This window comes from Acuticoccus sp. I52.16.1 (genome assembly GCF_022865125.1).
Lineage (GTDB): Bacteria > Pseudomonadota > Alphaproteobacteria > Rhizobiales > Amorphaceae > Acuticoccus.
The window spans coordinates 3,570,048-3,592,744 of the sequence record NZ_CP094828.1 but is presented as its reverse complement, the minus strand read 5'-3'; the positions used below and the strand labels follow the sequence as shown (position 1 = coordinate 3,592,744).

Here is a 22,697-nt window from a genome sequence, read left to right as displayed (position 1 = left end):
GGATCAGGTCGCGTCGGGGCCGCGGGTGATGGCGGCGATGCCGGTGCGCGACACCTCGACGAGCCCCACCGAGGCCATCAGCTTCACGAAGCGCTCGATCTCGGCAGTGGCGCCGGTGATCTCGAACACGAACGAAGTCAGCGTCGCGTCGATGGTGCGGGCGTCGAACGCCTGTGCCAGGCGCAGCGCCTCCAGCCGCTGCTCGCCGCGGCCGGACACCTTCACCAGCGCCAGCTCGCGCTCCACCGCGTCGCGCATGTCGGCCGTCAGGTCGGCCACGCGATGCACCGGCACCAGGCGGGCGAGCTGGTTCTTGATCTGCTCGATCACCATCGGCGTGCCGGTGGTGACGATGGTGATGCGCGACAGCCCCCGCTCGTGCTCGGTCTCCGAGACGGTGAGCGAGTCGATGTTGTAGCCGCGGCCGGAGAAGAGGCCGATGACGCGGGCGAGCACGCCCGGCTCGTTGTCGACGAGGACGGTGATGGTGTGCGTTTCCTTCGCCTCCTCCGGTCGCAGCGCCGGCGCGATTCCGATCGGTTGGTTCATGGTCCCTTCCCTCAGCTCATCATTCTGGCGAGCCCAGCGGCTCGTATGACACATCTGGCGTTTCGCACCACCACGACCGATCCGCCGCGGCAGACCCGGCCCTGCGGCGGGGGGTGCGACACCTCATCCCGGCAATTTTCATCATTCGACCGCAACACATCCGCGGCCGACACGTTTGTCTTCGTGAAATCACTCACCGGCGTGGGTCGCCGGATGAGTAATCGAGTGAGGAGTCCCCAATGATCCGCACAGCTACTTTGACCGCTGCCACCGTTTTTCTCGCGATCACCGGCGCGAATGCGCAAACACCTGTGGTGCAGAGCGACATCAACACCGCGACGCCCATGAACGGTGACCGCGTTGCCCCCAACGCCGCGGCCCCCGCCGGCACGATGATCGATCCGACCACCGGCATGCCGATGAACGGCGACCGCGTCGCCCCGAACGCCGCCGCCGCGGATACCGGCATGGCCGAGCCGGCGATGGCCGCCAACAGCGAAGAGCCCATCAACGAGGGCGACGCCATCACCCGCGTCAACGACGAGCGCGTCTCGCCGGACGAGGCGGTCGCGGGCCGCCGCATCGTCGACCCGGCGACCGGGATGCCGATGAACGGCGACCGCGTCGCCCCGAACGCTGCCGCCGAGGTCACCGTCCCCGGTACCACCGTCGTCAGCGACGGCATGCAGCCGCGCATGAACGACGACCGTGTCGCGCCCAATGCCGCCGCCGACATCACGGCGCCGGGCGGCACCGTCGCCAGCGACGAGGCCACGACCCGCATGAACGGCAACCGCGTCGTGCCGAACTAAGCGGTCCGTCCCCCGCATCCCTCGCCCCCTCCCGGCGAGGGCCGAGTTCCACGAAAGGCCGGGTGCTTCGCGCCCGGCCTTTTGCCTTGCGCGGGCCTCCATCGTCAGGCCTCGCCCCCCAGTGCCGCCAGCACGTCGCGCGGCGCGCGATCGACCCTGAACCGCTTCAGCCGCGCGGTGCCGCCGGAGACCAGCGCGACGCCGCTCTTGCGCACACCGAGCGCCCTGGCGATCGTCGCCGCCACCGCCGCGTTGGCCGCCCCCTTGTCGGGCGCGGCCCGCACGCGAACCGCCAGCCACGTCGCCCCGTCGGCCATCGTCACCGGCCCGTCGACCGCGTCGGCCGCCGCCTTGGGCGTCACGCGCACGGCGAGGATCGCGCCCTCGCCATCCGCCCGCAGCCAGCCCGGCAGCGTCACGCCGGCGTGTCCCGGACCCGCGGCCTCAGACCAGCGCGCGGCCGACGTCCTCCAGCGCCTCCTCGACCTCCTCGGCCTCCACGTCGTCGCGGGAGGCGAGCAGGATCTCGTTGTGCGCCTTGCCCGACGGGATCATCGGGAAGCAGTTGGTGAGGTTGGCGACGCGGCAGTCCATCAGCACCGGCCCCGGATGGGCGATCATCTCCTCGATCGCCCCGTCCAGCTCGCGCGGATCCTGCACCGCCATCCCCTTCCAGCCGTAGGCCTTGGCCAGCATCTCGAAGTCGGGCAGCGCATCGGAGTAGGAGTGCGACAGGCGGTTGCCGTGGTTGAGCTGCTGCCACTGGCGCACCATGCCCATGTGCTGGTTGTTCAGGATGAACACCTTCACCGGCAGGTCGTACTGCGTCGCCGTCCCCAGTTCCTGGATGTTCATCTGGATCGACGCGTCGCCGACGATCGCCATCACCAGCGAATCCGGGTGCGCGATCTGCGCGCCGATCGCCGCCGGCAGTCCGTAGCCCATCGTGCCGAGGCCGCCGGACGTCATCCAGCGGTTCGGCTGCTCGAAGCCGTAGAACTGCGCCGCCCACATCTGGTGCTGGCCGACGTCGGTGGTGACGTAGGAGTCGCGGTCCTTGGTCAGCTCGTAGAGGCGCTCGATCGCCTCCTGCGGCATGATCACCTCGGAGCGCGTCTGGTAGGCGAGCGACTTCTTGGCCCGCCAACCGGCGATATCGTCCCACCAGGGCTTCAGCCGCGACTTGTCGTGGGTGCCGGTCTCGGACCACACGCGGACCATGTCCTCCAGCGCGTGCGCCGCGTCGCCGATGATCGGCAGATCCACCTTGATGTTCTTGTTGATCGACGAGGGGTCGATGTCGATGTGGATCTTGCGGCTGCCGGGCGAGAACGCGTCGATCCGGCCGGTGATCCGGTCGTCGAAGCGCGCGCCGATGCAGATCATCAGGTCGCACCCGTGCATGGCGAGGTTCGCCTCGTAGGTGCCGTGCATGCCCAGCATGCCGAGCCACTGCGGGTGGCTCGCCGGCATCGCCCCGAGGCCCATCAGCGTCGACGTGACAGGGAAGCCGGTCGTGTCGGCCAGCTCGCGCAGGAGGTGCGAGGCGGCGGGGCCGGCGTTGATGAGGCCGCCGCCGGTATAGAAGATCGGCCGGCTGGCCGCCTTCATCAGCGCGATCGCCTGGCGGATGCCGACCATCTCCGGCCGCAGCTTGGGCTGGTAGGTCTTGTGCGAGGCGGCGCGCGGCGGATTGTAGGCACCGGTCGCGATCTGCACGTCCTTCGGGATGTCGATCACGACGGGGCCGGGGCGGCCGGAGGTCGCGACGTAGAACGCCTCGGACAGGATCCGCGGCAGATCCTCGACCCGGCGCACGAGGTAGTTGTGCTTGGTGCACGGCCGCGTGATGCCGACCGTGTCGCACTCCTGGAAGGCGTCCGAGCCGATGAGGTGCGTCGGCACCTGGCCGGTGATGCAGACCATCGGGATGGAATCCAGCATCGCGTCGGTCAGCGCGGTGACGACGTTGGTGGCGCCCGGCCCGGACGTCACGAGCACGACGCCGGGACGACCGGTCGAGCGGGCATAGCCCTCGGCCATGTGGCCGGCGCCCTGCTCGTGACGCACGAGGATGTGGCGGACGTCCTCCTGCTGGAAGATCTCGTCGTAGATCGGCAGGACCGCCCCGCCCGGGTAGCCGAAGATGGTATCGACGCCGTGATCCTTCAGCGCCTCGATGACCATTTGCGCGCCGCTCATGCGGCCTTGATTGCGCTCGTCCATTTCAGTCTCCGCTCCGCCGTGCCGGCGCTCGTCGGGCCCGCTCGGTCTGGTGGTGGAGAGCGGGCAATAAAAAAAGGCCCCTGGAGGGACCTTGAACCGCGCACCACCGTTCCCGAGCCTTGGTCAGACTCTGGTGGTGCGCCCCGCTACGATAAGGATGAGGGTGGTGGCCATGCCGTTCCCCGTTGATCGTGGCCGTTGCCCTATCACGCGTCACGCTGCCGCGCAATGCTGCTTTGGCGTGTTTCGATCGGGCGCCAAGCCAAGGGCAAGGCCGGCACCTGCCGCTGCCCGCGGTCGCGCCATGCCGCCTTTTGCGGCAGGGAACCGAAAATTGCCCCCCCGGCAATGCTAAAACGTAGGGACGTCGCCCGGTGCGAGGCGCTCCCAGTCGGCGAAGCGGTTGCGGAACCAGGTGTCCTGGCGCTTGGCGTATTGGCGCGTCCGGGTGACCGCATCGGCCACCGCCTCCCCCCGGCCGACGAGGCCCATGGCGTAGGCGGAGAGCTGGGCGACGCCGATCGCCTTCATCGCCGGCAGCGCGGGATCGAGCCGGCGCGCGGTGAGGCCGACGGCCTCTTCCACCGCGCCGGCCTCCATCATCGCCTCGAACCGCTGCGCGATGCGCTCCCGCAGGAGATCGCGCGGCGGAGCGAGGACGTAGGCCGCGACGCCCGGCCCTCGCGGCAGCACCGGCGGGGTTCGCTCGGCCTGCCAGGCGGAGAGAGAGCGGCCGGTCGCCTCGACCACCTCCAGCGCGCGCACGATGCGCTGCGGGTCGGTCGGGCGCAGCCGGGCGGCGGCGGCCGGGTCGCGCTCGGCCAGGATCGCGTGCAGCACCTGCGGCGGCTCGTGCGCCTGGGCCTGGCGCCAATGCCGGCGCACGGCGTCGGGGATCCGGGGCATCGGCGAGAGGCCCTCGGTCAGCGCCGCCAGGTAGAGCCCCGTGCCGCCGACGACGATCGGCACCCGCCCCGCGTGCCGCGCCGCCTCGATCGCCGTTGCCGCGTCGCCGAGCCAGCGCGCCACGGAGGCGGGCTCGGCAGCGTCGAGCGTGCCGTAGACGTGATGGGGCGCCCGTGCCTCGTCGGCGACGCCCGGGCGCGCGGTGAGGACGCGCAGGTCGCGGTAGACCTGCATCGAATCGGCATTCACCACCGCGCCGCCGAGCCGTTCGGCGAGCGTGAGCGCCAGTTGAGACTTGCCCGAGGCCGTCGGACCGGCGATGAGGACGGCCATGATAGTCGTCACGCTCGTCGCCCCCGGCCCTCTCTCACCCCAATTCGCGGCATCGCTGGTGCACGCCCTCGGCGCCCACCGCGCCGACCGGCTCGACGCCCACGCCACCGACATCTACGTCGACGGGGAGCGCGGCGCCGTCCGCGCGCGCACCTTCGCCCACCTCGCCGCCGCGGGCGAGGCGGTGGACGCGATCGTGCAGCCGGTCGAGGAGCGTAGCAAGCGCCTTCTGATCTGCGACATGGACTCCACCCTGATCGGCCAGGAGTGCATCGACGAGCTGGCCGCCGTGCACGGCCTGAAGGACCGCGTCGGCGCGATCACCGAGCGGGCGATGCGCGGCGAACTCGATTTCGCCGCGGCGCTGACGGAGCGCGTGGCCCTGCTGAAAGGCATCCCCGAAGCCTCGATCGACGACCTTCTCACGCGGGTCATCACCCCCAATCCGGGCGCTGCGGAGCTGATCGCGGTGTCGCGGGCCAACGGGATCCGCACCGTTCTGGTGTCCGGCGGGTTCACACACTTCGCCGAGCCGGTGGCTGCCCGGCTGGGGATCGACGCCGCCTTCGCCAACCGGCTGATCGCGGTGGACGGCGTGCTGTCGGGCACGGTGGCGGACCCCATTCTCGGCTCGGACGAGAAGCGGCTCAGGCTGCTGGCGGAGTGCGAGGCGCTGTCGATCGCGCCGTCGGCCGCGGTCGCGCTGGGCGACGGCGCGAACGATCTGGCGATGGTGGAGACGGCCGGCTTGGGGATCGCCTACCGGCCGAAACCCGTTCTCGCGAAGGCAGCGGACGGGTGCCTCGCCCACTGCGATCTGACGGCGGCGCTGTATGCGATGGGAATTGCGCCGAATACCGACGCCGCCGCGTCCGGTGTTTAAAGTAGTCCGAAAACGACTGCGATGACGAACGCCATCGCCGCGGTCATAGACAAGATGCTAGTGCTGCGGCTCGAAAGAGCCAGGGCGCGCAACTTCGACATGTCCACTCCCCAGATGTTCTTCGTGACATTCTTTTGACGTGGGCCGTGAAGATAGGCAGGGGTGCCTAAGCTTGCAACAGGAAAGTGACATGGCCGGCTCAGGCGCCGATCTTTCCAGGGAAATTCCGGCCGCACCGTCCATGGCGCCTCCTCCCGCGCGGCGCCCGCGGCGCCTCTCCCGCCCGCGTCCGCGATTCCCCGCCCGCCCCGCGCGAGCCGCCGCGCCGGCGCGGCGGGCACCTCTGCGCCCCCGCATGCGCCGGAAACCCACCCGAACCGCTGACGGATTGCCTCGACCATGACCCTACTCCACCGTCTCGGCACGCGGCTCGGCACCGGCGGCAAGGCCTCAAGCGCGGCGATCACCGCGCCCAACTGGCCGCTCGCGGAGCGGCTGTGGCGCGAGCACATCCGGGAGCACCGGGCCAAGCTGCTGCTGGCGCTGGTGGCCGTCGCGTTCGTCGCGGCGAGCACCAGCCTCTACCCCGTGCTTATCAATTGGGCATTCCAGGCGCTCGATCAGCGCAGTTCGTGGGCCATCTCCACCCTGCCCTGGCTGGTGCTCGTCGCCTCGGCGGTGCGCGGCGCGTCGACCTACTCGCAGGTCGCGCTGACCCAGCAGGCCGTGACCCAGGTCGAGGCCGACATGCAGGCCCGCCTCTACCGCCATCTCGTCGACGCCGACCTCACCACCATCACCGAGCACAGCCCCGCGGCCTGGACGCAGCGCTTCACCACCGACCTCGTCTTCGTGCGCAACGCCTTGACGCGGCTGGCCAACATCCTGATCCGCGAGGGGATCACCATCATCGCCCTGTTCGCGACGATGATCTATCTCGACTGGGTCCTGTCGCTGGTGGTGTTCGTCATCCTGCCCTTCGCGCTGGTGCCGATCAGCCAGATCGGCAAGCGCCTGCGCCGCGTCTCGCGCCGCACACAGGAGCGCACCGGCGACATGGCCAGCCTGACGGTGGAAACCTTCGGCGCCGCCCGCGTCGTCAAGACCTACCGCCTGGAGGCCTACCTCGGCGCGCGCGCCGACGAATCGTTCGGCCTCCTGAAGAAGCTGCGCTACAAGTCGATGGTGCAGAAGGCGCGCATCGAACCGCTGATGGAGTGCCTGGGCGGAATCGCGGTGGCGCTGGTGCTGACCTTCGTGGGCTGGCGGATCATGTCCGGCCAATCGTCGGTCGGCGAGTTCTCGGGCTTCCTGGGCGCGCTGCTGATCGCCTCGCAGCCGCTGCGTGCGCTCGGCAACCTGAGCACGATCGTGCAGGAGGGCATGGCGGCGCTGCAGCGCTATTATGCCGTGATCGACGAGCCGGTCACCGTGCGCGACCGTCCGGCCGCCACCCCGGCGCACTTCGGCGCCGACGCCGTGCGGCTCGAACGGGTCAGCTTCTCCTACGGCGACAGCGCCCCCGCCCTCTTCGACGTCTCGTTCGAGGCCGCGGCCGGCGAGACGACGGCGATCGTCGGCCGCAGCGGCGCCGGCAAGTCGACCGTCTTCAACCTCATCCCGCGGCTCTACGACCCGTCCGCCGGCCGCGTCGTCATCGGCGGCGAGGACATCGCCGGGCTCACGCTGGCCTCGCTGCGGGATCGGATCGCGATCGTGTCGCAGGACGTCGTCGTCTTCAACGACACGGTCGGCGCCAACATCGCGCTGGGGCGACCGGGTGCGCCGGCGAGCGCCATCGAGGAGGCCGCGCGGCTGGCGGGCGCCCACGATTTCATCATGCGCGATCCACTCGGCTACGACGCACCGGCCGGTGAGCGGGGCGCCAACTTCTCCGGTGGCGAGCGGCAACGCATCGCGCTGGCGCGGGCGTTCCTGAAGAACGCGCCGATCCTCCTCCTGGACGAGGCGACGTCGGCGCTGGACGCCGAATCCGAGCAGATCGTGCGCGACGCCCTCGCCCGGTTGACCGAGGGGCGCACCACGCTCGTCATCGCCCACCGCCTGGCGACGGTGCGCGCGGCGGAAAAGATCGTCGTGATGGACGCCGGGCGCGTCGCCGAGGTCGGCACGCACGACGCGCTCGTCGCCGCGGGCGGCCTCTACGCCAAGTTCCACAAGCTCCAGCTCGCGGCCGACTGAGGCGCCGCAAACGAAAACGGCCGGCGCTCTTCAGCGCCGGCCGTCGATTCGAGCCTCGGTTCAGGACGTCAGAAGATGTCCACGCCGATGATGAGGTCGATGGTTTCGATCCCCTCGACCACGAGGAAGAGCTCGCCGTCGACATAGAGCGAATCGCCGCCGTACTCGATGTCGTCGGGCGAGATGTCGGTCAGGAAGATCGCGTCGGCGCCGAAGGTGAAGTCGGTGATGACATCGTAGCCGTTGTCGAACGCGCCGACCTCGAAGTCGTCGAAGCCCGAGCCGCCGGTCAGCGTGTCGAACCCGTTTCCACCGGACAGGATGTCGTTGCCGGCACCGCCGAAGAGGTTGTCCCAGCCGTTCTCGCCGTGGATGTCGTCGTCGCCCTGGCCGCCGCGGATCAGGTCGTCGCCGTTCCAGCCGAGCAGCGTGTCGTCGCCGCCCGCGCCGACCACGGAGTCCGCCCCGTTGCCGCCGTCGACGATGTCGTCGCCCTGCCCGCCGATCAGCGTGTCCTCGCCGGCCGCACCGGCGATCTCGTCGTCGCCGCCACCACCGTCGGCGAGGTCGTCGCCCTGGGAGACGTTGATCGTGTCGTCGCCGCCGCCGCCGAGCGCGGTGTCGTTGCCGGCCGCGCCGAGGATCTCGTCGTCGCCCGAGCCGCCGAGCATGCTGTCGTCGCCCGCCGCGCCGAGGAGCTGATCGTCACCGGAGCCGCCCAGCAGCGTGTCGGCACCCGCACGGCCGACCACCTTGTCGTCGCCGGAACCACCGTCGACGTAGTCGTCGCCCCGGCCACCGTCGACGACGTCGTTGTCGAGCCGGCCTTCGATCGTGTCGTTGCCGTCGCCGCCGTACAGCGAGTCGTTGCCGGTGAAGCCCAGCAGGCTGTCGTCGCCGTCGTTGCCCAGGATCTGGTTGGGCGAGCTGTCACCCTGGAGGGTATCGTCGCCCGAGCCACCGGGGACATCGGCCTCGCCGATGGTGTTGGTGACGAAGGTGACCGATCCCGGATCGGTCGGCGTGTCGCCGCTAATACCGAGGGCGTCGCCGTCCGGCGAGTCGTTCTCGGCGAAGACGGTGTTGGCGATCGTGGCCATCCCGCCGTCGACGATGTGGTAGGCGCCGCCCGACACACCGGCGTCGTTGCGCACGAAGGTGCTGTCGGAGACGTCGGCCTCGACGTCGGCGGAGGTCCACAGGGCACCGCCCTCGGCCGCGGCGAAGTTGGCCTCGAAGAGCGCACCGGAGACGGTCAGCAGCGTGCCCATGCCGGCCGCATGGATGCCGCCGCCGTTCCCCGGAGCGGCCGATGCGAAGTTACCGGTGAAGGTCGTGCTCCCGCCGACCGTGTTGGTGCCGCCGGTCAGCTCGGCGCCGCCGCCGGCCCGGCTCGCCGTGTTGCCGGAGAAGCTGGATTGGGTCACGTCGACACTGCCGCCGGTCGAGTGGAGACCGCCGCCCGAGCCGGACGCGCCGTCCGCCGTGTTGCCGTTGATGGTGGTGTTCGCGATGCCGAGGGCGCCGCCGTTGTTGAAGATGCCGCCGCCGCCGTTGTCGGCCGCGTCACCGGAGGCGACGTTGTCGCGGATGGTCGAGTCGGTGACCGTCATGGTCGACCCGGCCTGGTTCCACAGGCCGCCACCCTCGGAGGCGGCGGTGTTCCCCTCCACGAGCGTGCTCGTCACCTCGAAGTCGCTGGCGCCGGAGATGTGAAGGCCGCCGCCGTTGCCGGGAGCCGCGTTCGGGCTGCCGGCGCTGTTGTTGCTGAGCTGGCTGAAGCTGAGCGTATAGGTCCCGTCGACGACCTCAATGCCGCCGCCGGCGCGGTTGGCGGTGTTGCCGCCGAGGATCGAACCGGTGATCGTCACGTTGCCGTCGGTGGAGAAGACGGCGCCGCCGGAGCCCGCGTCGCCCGTCGCCGCGTTGCCGAACAGGTTGGCCCCGCGCACGAACATGTCGCCGCCGTTGTTGAAGATGGCGCCGCCGCCGTTGTCGGCCGCGTCGCCCTCGGCGGTGTTGGAGCCGAAGAGGCCGCCGAACACGTTCATCGTCGACCCGGCGTCGTTCCAGACCGCGCCGCCCTCGCTCGAGGCCGTGTTGCCGGTGAAGCTCGTGCTGCCGATCGTGGTGGTGGTTCCGGCGCCGGTGACATGGATCGCGCCGCCGTTGCCGGGCGCGGCGTCGGCGCCGCCCGCCTCGTTGAGTGACAGGTTGGAGGACGCGATGTCGAGCGAGGCGAGGCCGTTGGTCTCGATGGCGCCGCCGGCGCGCTGGGCGGAGTTGTCGACCATGGTCGTCGACGCGACGACGAGGCTTTCGCCGGAGGAGAACACCGCGCCGCCCGAGCCTTCGCCCGCGCCGCCGTCGCCGGTCGCGGTGTTGCCGCTCAGCGTCATGCCGTCGAGGACGAGGTTGCCCATCGTGTGGCTGATGGCGCCGCCGTTGCCGTCGACCGCGGTGCCGCCCTCGAGCGTGAAGGACGACAGGGTGACGTCGTCCGCGGCGACGCTGAAGAGCCGGTCCATCGTCGATGTCGTGACCGTGATGCGGTCGTCCGCGTCGACCCCGCCGAAGATGCCGACCGAATCGGTGACGGCGATCTCGCCCAGCGTCAGCGTGATGGTGTCGCCGGAGATGCCGTCGGCGAAGGTGATGTTGTCCGCACCGGCGTTGGCGTTGGCGAGCTCGACCGCTTCACGCAGCGACAGGTCGCCCGCCATGAAGTCGCCGTCGGATTCGTCTGTGGTTGTCGAGACGACGAATGTAGCCATCGATAGTCCTCCCAGTTCCGTACCGTTGTTGCGCCTAATTTTTACGCAACCTCATACGCTATACGGTTGCCGACGCCATTTGGTTTTAGACAAAGTCGATCAATTTTTGGAGGCCGCCCTTAAATGACTGAGTGATCGAGCCCTTCGCCATAGAGCGCGCGGGCTATTCGTCCAGACATCGCGCAGTATCGTGCCGTCGCATTTCATAAAGCAACGAAATCAGGACGGTGGGAGTGCTTCGCGATTAGGCCATAATGCCTTCGACTGCGGCAATCAAACGCACCAGATCCTCGTCCCGCGACAGGCGGTGGTCCCCGTCCTTGACGAGGGTCACGACGACGTCGTCGTGGGCCAGGCGGTCGACCAGCTCGAGGGCGTGGCCGTAGGGCACGTCCGGGTCGGCGACACCTTGGAGGATGTGGACCGGACAGCCGGTCTCGATCGGCGCATCGGTGTAGAGGAGATGCTGCCGGCCGTCCTGGAACAGCCGGCGGGTGATCGGCGTCGGCTCGCCGTAGGGCGACGGGAGATGGGCGACGCCGTCCCGCTCCACCGCCTCCTTCAGCGTGTCCGGCAGCGAGGGCCACATCAGCCGCTCGGTGAAGTCCGCGGCGGGCGCCAGCAGGACGAGACCGGTGAGCGGCCGGCCCGCGGCCCGGCGGATCCGCGCCAGCAGGAGCGCGATCCAGCCCCCCATCGACGAGCCGACCGCGATGGTGGGTCCGGGGCAGAACTCGTCCGCGACGCGCTGCGCATCGGCGAGCCAGTCGGACAGGACGAAATTCTCGAACCTGCCGGAGGAGGCGCCGTGGCCGCGATAGTCGAACCGCACGACGCGCTGGCCGGTGCGCCGGCCCCACTGGGCGAGGTGCACCGCCTTGCTCCCGGTCATGTCGGAGCGGAAGCCGCTCAGCCACAGGACGGTCGGGTCCTTGCCCTCGGTGATGTCCACAGCCAGCTCGTCCGTGCCGGTGGAGATCCGTGTCGCCTTGTCAATCATTAGGTGGGGCTTCTTTGTTAATAGGGGACATGGCGGCCGGCTGACGGCCGCCGCGACGAGAGTGAGTTCATGACTGCGCGGCCAATGACGATCCTGCAAGTGGTGCCACAGCTGGAGACGGGGGGCGCGGAACGCACGACGCTCGACGTCGCCGCGGCGCTGGTGGCCGACGGGGATCGGGCCATCGTCGTCTCCGAAGGCGGGCGGATGCTGCCCGAGCTGGAGGCGATGGGGGCCGAGCACGTCACGATGCCGGTGGCGTCCAAGAACCCGCTGACGATGCGGCGCAACGCAGCCCGGCTCGCGGCGATCATGGAGGCCGAGGCCGTCGACATCATCCATGCCCGCTCGCGCGCGCCGGCCTGGTCGGCGCTCTGGGCCGCGTCGTGGACCTATCGGCCGCTGGTGACGACCTATCACGGCGCCTACAACGAGGCCTCGTTCCTCAAGAACTACTACAATTCGGTGATGGCGCGGGGCGACGTGGTGATCGCCAACTCGGCCTTTACGGCGGGGCTGGTGGCGGCGCGCCACCCCTTCGCGCGCGACCGGATCGTGACGATCCACCGGGGGATCGACCTGTCGGCCTTCGATGCCCCGGCTTCGGAGCGCGCCGAGGCGCTGCGGCGGTCGTGGAACGTCGACCGGCGCGACCGGGTGATCCTCAACCTCGCCCGCCTCACGCCCTGGAAGGGCCAGCTCGTCCTGATCGATGCGTTGGCGCAGGTGCGCGAGAAGCTGCCGACGGGCTGGGTGTGCGTGCTGGCGGGGGACGACCAGGGGCGGACCGACTACCACCGCGAGCTGGAGGATCGCATCCGCTTCCTGGGTCTCGAGAAGCGGGTGCGCCTGGTGGGCCACGTCAGCGACGTGCCGGCGGCGCTGGCGGGCGCGTCGATCGCGGTGCAGCCGTCGATCGAGCCGGAGGCGTTCGGCCGGGCCGCGGTGGAGGCGCAGGCCGCGGGGGTGCCGGTGATCGTCTCCGACCTCGGCGCGGTGCGCGAGACGGTGCTGTCGCCGCCGGACGTGGCGCGGGACGTGCGGACGGGCTGGCGCGTGGCGGCGGGCGAGGTGGCGCCGCTGGCGGACGCCCTCTTCCAGGCGCTCCTGTCCTCCGGAGAGACGCTGCGGGAGATCGGCGAACGGGGCAAAGCGCACGCGTTCACCCACTTTTCATTGCTGTCGATGACCCAAAAGACGCTCGCGGTGTACGATGACCTTTTGGAGAATGCGAAAACCACGCTATATTAGGGGTCGACGTTCGCATCCGGGAACTTTATCGGCTCCTGAGACGTCACTCGAACAACGATTTTTGGAGACACCACCATTCGTCGACCGCACCGCGCCCCCGCTCCGGTACTGAAGCAAGGTCCGAGGACCAATCGTGACATTCGCGTGCCCCGCGTCCAGCTGGTGGACGATGAAGGTACGAACCGCGGCATACTGACAATCGACGATGCGATTAAGCTCGCCGAGGATGCCGGGCTCGACCTCGTCGAGGTCGCGCCGAACGCCGACCCGCCGGTCTGCAAAATTCTCGACTACGGCCGCTTCAAGTTCCAGACCCAGAAGAAAGCGGCCGAGGCGCGCAAAAAGCAAAAGACCTTCGAGGTCAAAGAGATCAAGATGCGCCCCAACATCGACACGCACGACTACGACGTGAAGATGAAAGCCATCAAGAAGTTCTTTGACGAAGGCGACAAGGTGAAGGTCACCCTGCGCTTCCGGGGCCGCGAAATGGCGCACCAGAACCTTGGCATGGAGCTTCTCAACAAGGTGAAGGTCGATACGTCCGACATCGCCAAGGTGGAAGCCGAGCCGAAGCTCGAGGGCCGTCAGATGGTGATGGTCCTGGCGCCCACCGCCCCGCGCTGACGCCGCCCCGCGCGCTGCGCCCGCCCCCTGGGGCGTGACGCGGCGCCGCACGGTCGTCGACCGTGCCTCATGAAACGGCCGCATGCCCCGCATGCGGCCGTTTTCCGTGCGGCTGCCGCCGCCTTTCGGGCCGGAATGCGGCACCGCAATGTCGTGCATACCTGATTTCTATACTTCAGGTTGTGTCATTCGGCGAGTTCGCGTACATTTCCTCAACCAGAGGAGGCATCTTAATGTCCGCAGCCGTTCCCATCACGCTTCATCTCGACCCGACCCTGATCGTCGGCATGACCAACAGCGCTGGCGACCTGGGCCTCGGGCTCGACCTCTACCTCACTGAATTGATTGCGCAGCACGAACGCCCCGTGCGCGGCATCGAGGCCGACCATACCGACCTGATCGCCTCGTTCGTCCTCCTGGCCCTGCGGGTGCGTGACGAAGGCCGGTTCGACGAAGACTTTACGTTGAGCGTCTTCCGCACCGCCGTGTCCGCCCCGCGCATGCGCGCCGCATACGAACGCGCCATCGGCGGCGACGCCTACGCGCCCCACCTGCCGGGCAAGTTTCTTCTGAACATGTCGCTGAGCTGGCACATCCGCAATGCCGTCGGCGCGGCCCCCAAGCGCGACGCCAACGGCAACGAGATCCGCCGCCACGTCACCGGCGAGGTGATCGAGGCCTATACCCTGCTGGAAACGGCCCGCCTGCAGATCGCAGCCTGAGGCGGGCCGCCGTCCTATTTGGACAGGATCTTGATCACCCGGGCGAACAGCCAGATCGGGACGACGATCACCGCGCCGACGACCATCACGTTGAAGAACTGCGCGATGGATTCGAAGCCGAGATTCGTCAGCGCGCGGAACCGCTGGTCGAACCAGTTGATGATATCGTTGGGATTGATGTCGAGCATCGTCAGGATGAGCCCGACGACGAACGACATCACGACGAGCCGGATCAACACGCCCATCGGCGAGCCGCCCAACACCCGCTCCGTGGCACCATAGCGCCGCTCAAGTGAACTCATTCAACCCTCCGTTTGTCCCGATATAGGCGTGAACACCCCGGCCGCCACCGCCTTGAAAATCACCGGACAGGACATGTTCGTCCAACAGAGGAAAGAATCCGCTCCGACTTAACCCAGGTTCATCGACCGCTGCCGCACTCGCCGCGCTCGGGACGGCCGCACCCGTCCGGGCGACCGCCCCGGCGCCGCTGCGGACGGATCGGCGGCGCCATGCGCAGATCGGCAGCGCTTCGTCACAGCGCCACCGCCGGTGTGCGGGACTGGCGCTGTGGCTCCGGAGGTCAGGCCGTCGCGAAGGAGGACAGGCGCAGGCCGGTGGAGAGGGCCTCGGGGTCGGTGTGGAGGTGGATGATCGAGGGGAGGCCCGAGGCGACGGCGGCGGCGAAGGCGTCGGGGAACTCGGAGGTCTCGCGCACCGTGGCACCGAAGCCGCCGTAACTCTCGGCGAGCTTGGCGAAGTCGGGGTTGACCAGCCTCGTTCCCGACGGGCGGCCGGGATAGTGCCGCTCCTGGTGCATGCGGATCGTGCCGTACATGCCGTTGTCGGAGACGATGGTGACGAGCCCGGCACCATACTGCGCCGCGGTGCCGAACTCCTGGCACGTCATCTGGAAGCATCCGTCGCCGGCGAAGCAGACCACCGTCTCGTCGGGATGGCGCAGCTTCGCCGCCACCGCGGCCGGCAGGCCGTAGCCCATCGACCCGGAGGTCGGCGCCAGCTGCGTGCGCCAGCCGCGGAAGCGGTAGTAACGGTGCACCCAGCCGGAATAATTGCCGGCGCCGTTGGTGATGATCGCGTTGTCGCCCAGCGTCTTGGAGAGGTGCGACACGACCTCCTCCATCTTCACCGCGCCGGGGGTCTCCTTCGGCGTCGTCCATGCCTCGAACGCGGCGCGCGCGTCCTGGCGCCATGTCGCCCACGGCTCGGGGCCGCCTTTCGGCCAGCCCGCGGCCAGCGCCTCGAAGAACGGCGTCGGCGTGGAGACGATGCCGAGATCGGGGCGATAGACGCGGCCGATCTCGTCCCCCGTCGGGTAGACGTGGATGAGCGTCTGGCTGGGCTCGGGCACCTCGAACAGGGTGTAACCCTGGGTCGTCATCTCGCCGAGGCGCGCGCCGACGACGAGGACGACGTCCGCCTCGGTAACGACCTTCTTGAGGCCCGGCGCGATGGCGACGCCCATATCCCCCACCGCCTGCGGGCAGCGGGTATCGAGATAGTCCTGGCAGCGCAGCGAGACGGCGACCGGGATGTCGGACGCTTCGGCGAAGGCGCGCAGCGCGTCGCATGTCTGGGACGACCAGCCCGGCCCGCCGACGATGACGAGCGGCCGCTCGGCGCCCTTCAGCATCTCGATCGTGCGGGCGACCATGCCGGGGCTCGCCTCGGGAAAGGCGGGGTTGGACGCGGGCACCGAGGGGGCCGACGTCTCGGCGGAGATCATCGTCTCGGGGAGCGCCAGCACCACCGGGCCGGGGCGGCCGGACATCGCGGTGTGGAAGGCGTGGGAGACGTATTCGGGGATGCGGTCGGGCGTGTCGATCTGCGCGGCCCACTTGGCGAGGGGGCCGAACATCTGCCGGTAGTCGACCTCCTGGAAGGCCTCGCGGTCGACCATGTCGGCGCCGACCTGGCCGATGAAGAGGATCATCGGCGTCGAATCCTGCATGGCGACGTGGACGCCCGAGGAGCCGTTGGTGGCGCCGGGACCGCGGGTCACGAAGGCGATGCCGGGGCGGCCGGTGAGCTTGCCGTCGGCCTCGGCCATCATCGTGGCGCCACCCTCCTGGCGGCAGCCGATGACGTCGACGCCCGACTCGTGCAGGCCGTCCAGCGCGGCGAGGAAGCTTTCTCCCGGAACCTGGAAGACGCGGTCGACGCCCTCGGTCTTGAGCTGTTCGACCAGAACCTGTCCGCCGTGCCGCATAGTTTATTCCGCTGCTTGTTGTGTCTGGAGTTTCTTGGATTTGCCGAGCGACGTGACCGGCCGCCCGAACACCGGGCCGACGCCGTAGTCCGCGCCCAGGCTCTTCAGCTTAGCCGCCTGCGCCTCGGTCTCCACCCCCGCGACCATGACTTTGGCATCGAGCGCCCCTGCGACCTGGAACATCGCCTCGATCAGCTTCTCCGAACGGGGTTGGTCGCCGACGCGGGTGAGCCCCTCGTCGAAGCGCACACCGTCGATGGCGAGGCGCGAGAGAATGGTGGGCGCGCTGGTGCGGCGCGCGAAGTCGACCAGCCAGACCGAGACGCCGACGTCCCTGAGGCGGGAGATCAGCTGGACGCAGAACTCCGGATTGTCGGAGACGATGCGCTCGGGGATGCCGATCTGCAGCGTGCCGGGCTCGACGCGGGCGCGGGCGATGATGGTCTTCATGTCGCCGACGAGCTCGGAGCGGAAGGCCTCGGCGATGGGGAGCGTGACCATCAGGTTCAGCGGGTTGCCGCCCGAGCGCCACTCGCCGAGCGTCTGGCCGCAGCGGTCGAGCGTCGCCAGCGCCATCTGCAGCGCCATGTTCTCGTGCGAGGCGACGTCGAGCAGTTCGCCCCAGGAGAGCGGCCCCTGCAACGGGTGCTGCCAGGAGGGGACGGCCTCGTAGCCGGTGATCTTGCCGGTCTCGAAGTCCATCACCGGGCGGAACTGCAGCTTGACCTTGTCCTCGGCGATGGCGCGCTTCAGGTCGCGGGCGAGGGAGCGGCCGGACATGTTGAGGCGGCGCATCAGCGGATCGAACACCTCGGCCCGGTCGCCGCCCTGGCGCTTGGCCCGCCGCAGCGCCAGCTCGGCGTTGTCGAGGATCTCCGAGGCGTTCTCGGCCTTGAGGTCGATCCCGGCGATGCCGAGCGAGCAGATGACGACGATCTCCTCCTCCGCGAACGGGATCGGCGTCCCCATCGCGCCGCGCACCCGCTCGGCGAGATCGTCCAGCTTGTTGGGGTCGGAGTAGACCAAGAGTCCGAAGGAATCGCCGGAGAGGCGGGCGACACTGTCGTGCCGGCGCAGGATACGGCCGAGGCGGCGGGCCATCGTCAGAAGCACCGAATCGCCGACCGACTGGCCGTACTGGTCGTTGATCTCCGAGAAGTTGTCCGGATTGACGACGACCACGAAGAGACGCTGCGCGGTCTGCTCATTGGACCAGGCGCGCGCCATCTCGATCCGATCGAGGAACAGCGCCTGATTGGGCAGGCCCGTCAGATTGTCGTAGACGCTGTCGTGCAGCAGCCGCTCCTCGACGGTCTTGGCCTCCGTCACGTCGGTCAGCGTGCCGACGCAACGGATGATCTCGCCGTCGGTGCCGATGACCGGGCGGGCGCGCAGGCGGAACCAGCGGAAGTGCCCGTCGACGCCACGGAAGCGGAAGATGTCGTTGATGCGGCCGCGGCGGCGCTCGGTGGTGGCGTCGAGCACGGCGCGGAAGCGGTCGCGGTCCTGCGGGTGGAGCGCGGGGAACCAGTCCTGCGGCGGCCCTTGCAGGGCGCCCTTGTCCATGCCGAGCCGGCTCTCGACCTCGGCGCCGCAGGTGATGTGGTCGCGCTGCAGGTCCCAGTCCCAGACGATGTCGCCGGCCCCGGCCAGCGCCAGCACGTCCCGCTCGACGTTCTTGGCGAGCGCGGGGGCGATGGTGGTGCCCGCGAAGGCGTGCTGCATCACCGTGAATCCGATCAACAGGACGAGCAGCACCAGCCCGCCATTGAGCGCGGGCTGGACGAAGTCGTTTTCGACCCCGCCGGTGACGGTCATGCCCGCGGCGACGATCCAGGCGATCAGCAGCACCCACGTCGGCAGGATCATCACCGCACGCTCGTTGCCGCGGATCGCCGAGACGATGATCGAGACGAGGCCGAGCAAGGCCACCACCGGCAGCGCCTGGCGCGACAGCTGGGCGACGAGGGTCGGCGTCTGGAAGGCGAGCCAGCCGGCGACGGCGGCCAGGGGCAGGAAGGCGATCAGGAGGCTGGTGTTGCGCAGCCGCCAGCGGGTGATCTGCAGGTAGGACAGGACGAACGCCGCCAGCGCGATGACGAGCACCGCCTCGCTGAAGGCGCGCAGCGCCGTCTCCGACGCGAGGCGCGTGGCGATGATGTCGGCGAGGAACGAGAAGTCGATCAGCACGTAGCCGAAGGCGACCCAGGCGAGCACCGCCGAGGCGGCGAACATCATCGTGCCCTTGATGACGAACATCGCCAGGAAGAACAGCGCCATCAGCCCGGCGATGCCGACGATGATGCCCTTGAAGAGGGTGTAGGCGTTCTGGCTGTCGCGGTAGGCGTTGGGGTCCCACAGACGCAGCATCGGCAGGTTCTCGTCGCCCAGTTCGAGCACGAAGGTCACCGTCGCACCGGGATCCAGCGTGATGAGGAAGACGTCGGCGTCGGTCGAGGGGACGCGCTGCGGCGGGAACCCTTCCGACGGTGTGATGCCGACGATGCGAACCGAGCCGAGGTCCGGGTTGACGATGCCCGAGCCGCCGAGGCGATGGTGCTGCGCCACCAGCAGGCGGTCGAGCTGCTCGTCACCGGGGTTCTGCAGGCCGATGACCGCCCAGTGCCGCGTCCCCTCGTGGGTCGGCGTCACCTCGATCCGCTGCACCACGCCGTTGATGTCCGGCGCGGTGGAAACCTGCAAGCGCTCCGGCTCGTCCAGGTAGATCTCGGCGAGCGGACGCAGGTCGACCACCGGCGTGTTGCCGACGGGCACGGCCTCGACGGCCATCGCGTTCACGCTCGTCAGGGCCATCAGTGCGGCCAGAAGCCAGCGCATCATGAGGGGGTATCTCGCGTGGGGTCGATGGTGTCCCCGTTGACCAGGCCGAACAGGATGTGATCGCGCCAGGCGCCGTTGATGCACAGGAAGCGCCGCGCGTACCCCTCCTCGGTGAAGCCGACGCGCTTCAGAAGACGGATCGAGCGCTCGTTGTGCGGCAGGGTGGCGGCCTCGATACGGTTGAGGCCGAGGGTCTCGAAGCAGAAGGGGACGATGGCACGCACGGCGTCGCCCATGAGCCCCTGCCCGGCGAACCGCTCGCCCATCCAATAGCCGAGCGAGCAGGACTGTGTCACGCCGCGCTTGACGTGCGCCAGGGTGATCCCGCCGGCGAGCGCCCCGCTGTCGGCCTCGTAGACGAAGACGGCGTAGCCCTCGTCGGCACGGATCTCGCGGTGGTAGCGGCGCAGGCGGCGGCGGAAGGCCATCCGGGTCAGGTCGTCGCGGGGCCAGGTCGGCTCCCAGGGCTTGAGGAAGTGCCGGCTCTCGGCCCGCAGCTTGCTCCAGTCGGTATAGTCGTTGGCGACCGGCATCTTCAGCCGGGTGCGGATGCCGCTGATCACCGTGCTCTCGTTCAGGGCGGCAGTGCCGCGCACGGGACCAGAACGCGGCAGCGCACTCATAGGGCGGCGACCTTCGCCCCGAACCGGGCGCTGATGGCGGCGGCGTCCATGGCGTCGGTCGCACCGATGGTGACGACGGTCGGCACCGAGCGTGAGACCTCGCCCAGGATGCGGCGCACGTCCGCGTCGCTCACCTGCTCGATCTCGGCGACGCGCTCGTCCTTGGTGACCGGTCGGCCGAAGACGATCGCCTGCCGGGCGGCCTGACCCATGCGCGCATTGCAGCTCTCGCGGCTCATCAGGAGCCCCGCCTTGAGCTGCGCCTTGGCCCGGTTCAGCTCCTCGGCGGTGATGGTGGCGATGGCGCTCTCCAGCTCGTCGAGGACGACGGCGCGCGCCTCGGCGACATCGCCCGGAGAGGTGGCGAGGTGGATGGCGAAGACGCCCGAATCGGAGAACGCCCAGTGGAAGGCGGACGTGTCGTAGACGAGGCCGCGCTCTTCGCGCAGAGCCTGGAAGAGGCGCGAGGACAGCCCCCCGCCGAGCACCATCGCGGCGAGCTGCGCGGCGACGGCGTCGTCATGGAGTGCGGCGCGCCCCTCGAAGCCGAAGATGAGCTGACACTCGGACGCGTCGTCGCTCTCGGCCGCGGCGCCGCCGGTATAGTTGGCGGCGGGGGCGGCGCGGGCGGGACGCGTCGGCACCCGCTCGAAGGCGCGGGCGACCTCGTCGACGAAGCGGGCGTGCTCCACCTGTCCGGCGGCGACGACGGTCATCGCCGGGGCGGTGTAGTTGGCGGCGAAGAAGTCGCGCAGCGCATCCGGCGAGACGGCGCCGACCGAGGCTCTGGTCCCGAGGATGCGCCGGCCGAGCGGCTGGCCGACGAAGGCCGCCTCGGGGAGCGCGTCGAAGGCGCGGTCCTCGGGGATGTCCTCCGCGGCGCCGATCTCCTGCAGGATGACGTGGCGCTCGCGCTCGACGTCGGCCGGATCGAAGGCGGGGACGGTGAGGATGTCCGAGAAGATGCCGAGCGCGAGGGAGAGATCCTCGGTCAGCATCCGCGCGTGGTAGGCCGTGGTCTCGACGCTGGTGGCGGCGTTGATCTCGCCGCCGACGCTCTCGATCGCCTCGGAGATGGCACGGGCGGACCGGTTGGCCGTGCCCTTGAAGGCCATGTGCTCCATGAAGTGGGCGATGCCGTGCTCGCCCTCAAGCTCGGAGCGGGTGCCGGTCTCGACCCAAACGCCGACGGCGACACTGTCGACATGGGCCATCGTGTCGGAGACGACGGTGAGGCCGGACGGGAGTTTGGTCAGCTCGGTCATGCCGCCACCGCGCGCGAACGGTCGACGACGATATCGGCCACGGCCTTCACGTCGGCCGGGACGGTGGTGGAGCGCTCGGGGTCGCTCATCACCGCGGCGAGGCGCTCCGGCCGCTCGGGGCGGCGGCCGCAGCCGGCCTCCACCGCGTCGGGGAACTTGGCCGGGTGCGCCGTCGACAAGGTCACGACCGGGGTGCCGGCGGGCACCCTCGCCTCACGCGCGGCCTTGAGGCCCACGGCGGTGTGCGGGTCCACGACGAGGCCCGTCTCGGCGTAGACCTCGCCGATGATCCGGCGGGTGTCCTCGTCGTCGGCGCGGCCGGAGGTGAAGAGGGTCTTCATCCGGCCGAGTTCGGCGTCGCTCAGCGCGAAGCCGTCCGACAGGTCCGCCATGCGGCCCTTCACGGACGCGGCGTCGCGGCCGGACAGGTCGAACACCAGGCGCTCGAAGTTCGAGGATACCTGGATGTCCATCGACGGCGAGGTCGACGGGGCGACGCGGCCGGGCATGTAGCGGCCGGTCTTCAGCGTGCGGTCGAGAATGTCGTTCTGGTTGGTGGCGATGATCAGCTCGGCCACCGGCAGGCCCATCTCGTGGGCGACGTAGCCGGCGAGGATATCGCCGAAGTTGCCGGTCGGCACCGAGAAGGCGATCTTGCGGTGCGGCGCGCCCAACGCCAGCGCGGCGAACAGATAATAGGTGATCTGCGCCGCGACGCGGGCCCAGTTGATCGAGTTCACGCCCGACATGGCGACGCGCTCGTTGAACGCGCGGTCGACGAAGAGCGCTTTGACGATGCGCTGGCAGTCGTCGAAGTCGCCCTCGACGGCGAGGGTGTGGACGTTGTCGTCGGCGATCGTGGTCATCTGCCGGCGCTGCACCTCCGAGACCCGGCCGTGCGGATAGAGGATGAAGAGGTCGATCGCGGAGCGGCCGCGGAAGGCGTCGGCGGCGGCGGCGCCGGTGTCGCCGGACGTCGCGGTGACGATGGTCGCCCGGCGGCCGCGCTGCGACAAAATGCGGTCCATCAGCCGCGCCAGGGTCTGCATCGCGACGTCCTTGAACGCCAGCGTGGGGCCGTGGAACAGCTCGAGGATGAAGTGGCTGGGGCCGATCTGCACCAAGGGGGTGCGCGCGGTGTGGGCGAAGGTGCCCATCGCGGCATCGATGTCGGCCTTCAGGTCGGCGTCGGTCAGCTCACCGCCGGTGAAGCGGGAGAGCACGGTGTGGGCCATCGTCTCGAACGGGGCGCCGACGAGAGACGAGAGAGTCGCTGTGTCGAGAGTGGGGTAGCGCTCGGGCACGAACAGGCCGCCGTCCGGGGCGAGGCCCGTCAGCGTCGCATCGCAAAAGCCCAGCGGCTCGGCGCCGCCTCTCGTGGAGATGTACTGCACCCGGAACCAATCCTCCCGCCAAGGCCGTTTTCAGAAGCCCGTAAGGCGGCGCTCTGTCAACA

General features: G+C 69.4%; 18 protein-coding genes. 6 read left to right on the top strand and 12 right to left on the bottom strand.

The window, feature by feature from the left end; all coding sequences use genetic code 11:
* Nucleotides 1-3 precede the first annotated feature (3 nt).
* Nucleotides 4-549 (bottom strand): acetolactate synthase small subunit, encoded by a 546-nt coding sequence (gene ilvN / locus MRB58_RS16190; protein WP_244778147.1) that lies wholly within the window; start codon nucleotides 547-549, stop codon nucleotides 4-6.
* Between the two features lie 239 nt (nucleotides 550-788).
* Here ilvN and MRB58_RS16185 point away from each other — a divergent pair, with 239 nt between their 5' ends.
* A complete protein-coding gene (locus MRB58_RS16185) occupies nucleotides 789-1,361 on the top strand; it encodes a hypothetical protein (RefSeq protein WP_244778146.1) in 573 nt (190 codons plus the stop codon).
* A 104-nt stretch (nucleotides 1,362-1,465) separates the two neighbouring features.
* Here the strand turns inward: MRB58_RS16185 and MRB58_RS16180 are convergent, their stop codons facing one another.
* The 3 genes from MRB58_RS16180 to miaA all read right to left on the bottom strand — a co-directional run bounded on the left by MRB58_RS16180 (nucleotide 1,466) and on the right by miaA (nucleotide 4,838).
* Complete coding sequence (locus tag MRB58_RS16180; RefSeq protein ID WP_244778145.1) at nucleotides 1,466-1,780, bottom strand: DUF167 family protein; 315 nt, start codon at nucleotides 1,778-1,780, stop codon at nucleotides 1,466-1,468.
* Nucleotides 1,781-1,805: 25 nt separating this feature from the next.
* Complete coding sequence (locus tag MRB58_RS16175; RefSeq protein ID WP_244778144.1) at nucleotides 1,806-3,587, bottom strand: acetolactate synthase 3 large subunit; 1,782 nt, start codon at nucleotides 3,585-3,587, stop codon at nucleotides 1,806-1,808.
* Nucleotides 3,588-3,938: 351 nt separating this feature from the next.
* A complete protein-coding gene (gene miaA / locus MRB58_RS16170) occupies nucleotides 3,939-4,838 on the bottom strand; it encodes a tRNA (adenosine(37)-N6)-dimethylallyltransferase MiaA (protein WP_371747190.1) in 900 nt (299 codons plus the stop codon).
* Between miaA and serB the strand changes: the two genes are divergently transcribed.
* Together serB and MRB58_RS16160 are read left to right on the top strand one after the other, a co-directional pair.
* Entirely contained in the window at nucleotides 4,825-5,709 is an 885-nt protein-coding gene (gene serB, locus MRB58_RS16165) for a phosphoserine phosphatase SerB (protein WP_244778143.1), read from the top strand. The genes miaA and serB overlap by 14 nt on opposite strands.
* Before the next feature lie 399 nt (nucleotides 5,710-6,108).
* Entirely contained in the window at nucleotides 6,109-7,911 is a 1,803-nt protein-coding gene (locus MRB58_RS16160) for an ABC transporter ATP-binding protein (RefSeq protein ID WP_244778142.1), read from the top strand.
* A gap of 68 nt (nucleotides 7,912-7,979) precedes the next feature.
* Here MRB58_RS16160 and MRB58_RS16155 read toward each other — a convergent pair whose 3' ends face one another.
* Together MRB58_RS16155 and MRB58_RS16150 are read right to left on the bottom strand one after the other, a co-directional pair.
* The gene (locus MRB58_RS16155; RefSeq protein WP_244778141.1) at nucleotides 7,980-10,685 is read right to left on the bottom strand and encodes a hypothetical protein; all 2,706 of its coding nucleotides are present in this window, start codon (nucleotides 10,683-10,685) and stop codon (nucleotides 7,980-7,982) included.
* 244 nt (nucleotides 10,686-10,929) lie between these two features.
* Nucleotides 10,930-11,685, bottom strand: coding sequence for a carboxylesterase (locus MRB58_RS16150; protein WP_244778140.1), 756 nt, complete (start codon nucleotides 11,683-11,685; stop codon nucleotides 10,930-10,932).
* Between the two features lie 69 nt (nucleotides 11,686-11,754).
* On the opposite strand from MRB58_RS16150, the gene MRB58_RS16145 reads away from it, so the two are divergent.
* The 3 genes from MRB58_RS16145 (at nucleotide 11,755) to MRB58_RS16135 (ending at nucleotide 14,282) form a co-directional block, all read left to right on the top strand.
* Nucleotides 11,755-12,936 carry a glycosyltransferase family 4 protein gene (locus MRB58_RS16145; RefSeq protein ID WP_244778139.1) on the top strand — a complete coding sequence of 394 codons (1,182 nt, stop codon included), beginning with the start codon at nucleotides 11,755-11,757 and terminating at the stop codon, nucleotides 12,934-12,936.
* A 75-nt stretch (nucleotides 12,937-13,011) separates the two neighbouring features.
* Nucleotides 13,012-13,560: a translation initiation factor IF-3 gene (infC, locus tag MRB58_RS16140; protein ID WP_244782013.1), complete on the top strand. Its 549-nt coding sequence runs from the start codon at nucleotides 13,012-13,014 to the stop codon at nucleotides 13,558-13,560.
* A 233-nt stretch (nucleotides 13,561-13,793) separates the two neighbouring features.
* Complete coding sequence (locus tag MRB58_RS16135; protein WP_244778138.1) at nucleotides 13,794-14,282, top strand: hypothetical protein; 489 nt, start codon at nucleotides 13,794-13,796, stop codon at nucleotides 14,280-14,282.
* Between the two features lie 14 nt (nucleotides 14,283-14,296).
* Here MRB58_RS16135 and MRB58_RS16130 read toward each other — a convergent pair whose 3' ends face one another.
* The 6 genes from MRB58_RS16130 to thrC form a co-directional block, all read right to left on the bottom strand.
* Nucleotides 14,297-14,584: a DUF6460 domain-containing protein gene (locus MRB58_RS16130; RefSeq protein WP_244778137.1), complete on the bottom strand. Its 288-nt coding sequence runs from the start codon at nucleotides 14,582-14,584 to the stop codon at nucleotides 14,297-14,299.
* Nucleotides 14,585-14,865: 281 nt separating this feature from the next.
* Nucleotides 14,866-16,512 (bottom strand): thiamine pyrophosphate-binding protein, encoded by a 1,647-nt coding sequence (locus MRB58_RS16125; RefSeq protein ID WP_244778136.1) that lies wholly within the window; start codon nucleotides 16,510-16,512, stop codon nucleotides 14,866-14,868.
* Nucleotides 16,513-16,515: 3 nt separating this feature from the next.
* Nucleotides 16,516-19,353, bottom strand: a complete 2,838-nt coding sequence (locus tag MRB58_RS16120) for an EAL domain-containing protein (RefSeq protein ID WP_244778135.1) — start codon at nucleotides 19,351-19,353, stop codon at nucleotides 16,516-16,518.
* Nucleotides 19,350-19,976, bottom strand: a complete 627-nt coding sequence (locus MRB58_RS16115) for a GNAT family N-acetyltransferase (RefSeq protein ID WP_244778134.1) — start codon at nucleotides 19,974-19,976, stop codon at nucleotides 19,350-19,352. The genes MRB58_RS16120 and MRB58_RS16115 overlap by 4 nt, the downstream gene beginning before the upstream one ends.
* Complete coding sequence (locus MRB58_RS16110) at nucleotides 19,973-21,241, bottom strand: pitrilysin family protein (protein WP_244778133.1); 1,269 nt, start codon at nucleotides 21,239-21,241, stop codon at nucleotides 19,973-19,975. Before MRB58_RS16110 ends, MRB58_RS16115 begins: the two co-directional genes overlap by 4 nt.
* Complete coding sequence (gene thrC / locus MRB58_RS16105; RefSeq protein WP_244778132.1) at nucleotides 21,238-22,635, bottom strand: threonine synthase; 1,398 nt, start codon at nucleotides 22,633-22,635, stop codon at nucleotides 21,238-21,240. Before thrC ends, MRB58_RS16110 begins: the two co-directional genes overlap by 4 nt.
* Nucleotides 22,636-22,697: the final 62 nt, after the last annotated feature.

Bases quoted from the DNA above. Each gene is read 5' to 3' on its own strand.
- MRB58_RS16130 (WP_244778137.1), bottom strand. From the start codon at position 14,584: ATGAGTTCACTTGAGCGGCGCTATGGTGCCACGGAGCGGGTGTTGGGC.
- MRB58_RS16125 (WP_244778136.1), bottom strand. From the start codon at position 16,512: ATGCGGCACGGCGGACAGGTTCTGGTCGAACAGCTCAAGACCGAGGGC.
- MRB58_RS16155 (WP_244778141.1), bottom strand. From the start codon at position 10,685: ATGGCTACATTCGTCGTCTCGACAACCACAGACGAATCCGACGGCGAC.
- MRB58_RS16135 (WP_244778138.1), top strand. From the start codon at position 13,794: ATGTCCGCAGCCGTTCCCATCACGCTTCATCTCGACCCGACCCTGATC.
- MRB58_RS16120 (WP_244778135.1), bottom strand. From the start codon at position 19,353: ATGATGCGCTGGCTTCTGGCCGCACTGATGGCCCTGACGAGCGTGAAC.
- MRB58_RS16150 (WP_244778140.1), bottom strand. From the start codon at position 11,685: ATGATTGACAAGGCGACACGGATCTCCACCGGCACGGACGAGCTGGCT.
- MRB58_RS16110 (WP_244778133.1), bottom strand. From the start codon at position 21,241: ATGACCGAGCTGACCAAACTCCCGTCCGGCCTCACCGTCGTCTCCGAC.
- MRB58_RS16145 (WP_244778139.1), top strand. From the start codon at position 11,755: ATGACTGCGCGGCCAATGACGATCCTGCAAGTGGTGCCACAGCTGGAG.
- MRB58_RS16115 (WP_244778134.1), bottom strand. From the start codon at position 19,976: ATGAGTGCGCTGCCGCGTTCTGGTCCCGTGCGCGGCACTGCCGCCCTG.
- MRB58_RS16185 (WP_244778146.1), top strand. From the start codon at position 789: ATGATCCGCACAGCTACTTTGACCGCTGCCACCGTTTTTCTCGCGATC.
- MRB58_RS16160 (WP_244778142.1), top strand. From the start codon at position 6,109: ATGACCCTACTCCACCGTCTCGGCACGCGGCTCGGCACCGGCGGCAAG.
- MRB58_RS16175 (WP_244778144.1), bottom strand. From the start codon at position 3,587: ATGGACGAGCGCAATCAAGGCCGCATGAGCGGCGCGCAAATGGTCATC.
- ilvN (WP_244778147.1), bottom strand. From the start codon at position 549: ATGAACCAACCGATCGGAATCGCGCCGGCGCTGCGACCGGAGGAGGCG.
- serB (WP_244778143.1), top strand. From the start codon at position 4,825: ATGATAGTCGTCACGCTCGTCGCCCCCGGCCCTCTCTCACCCCAATTC.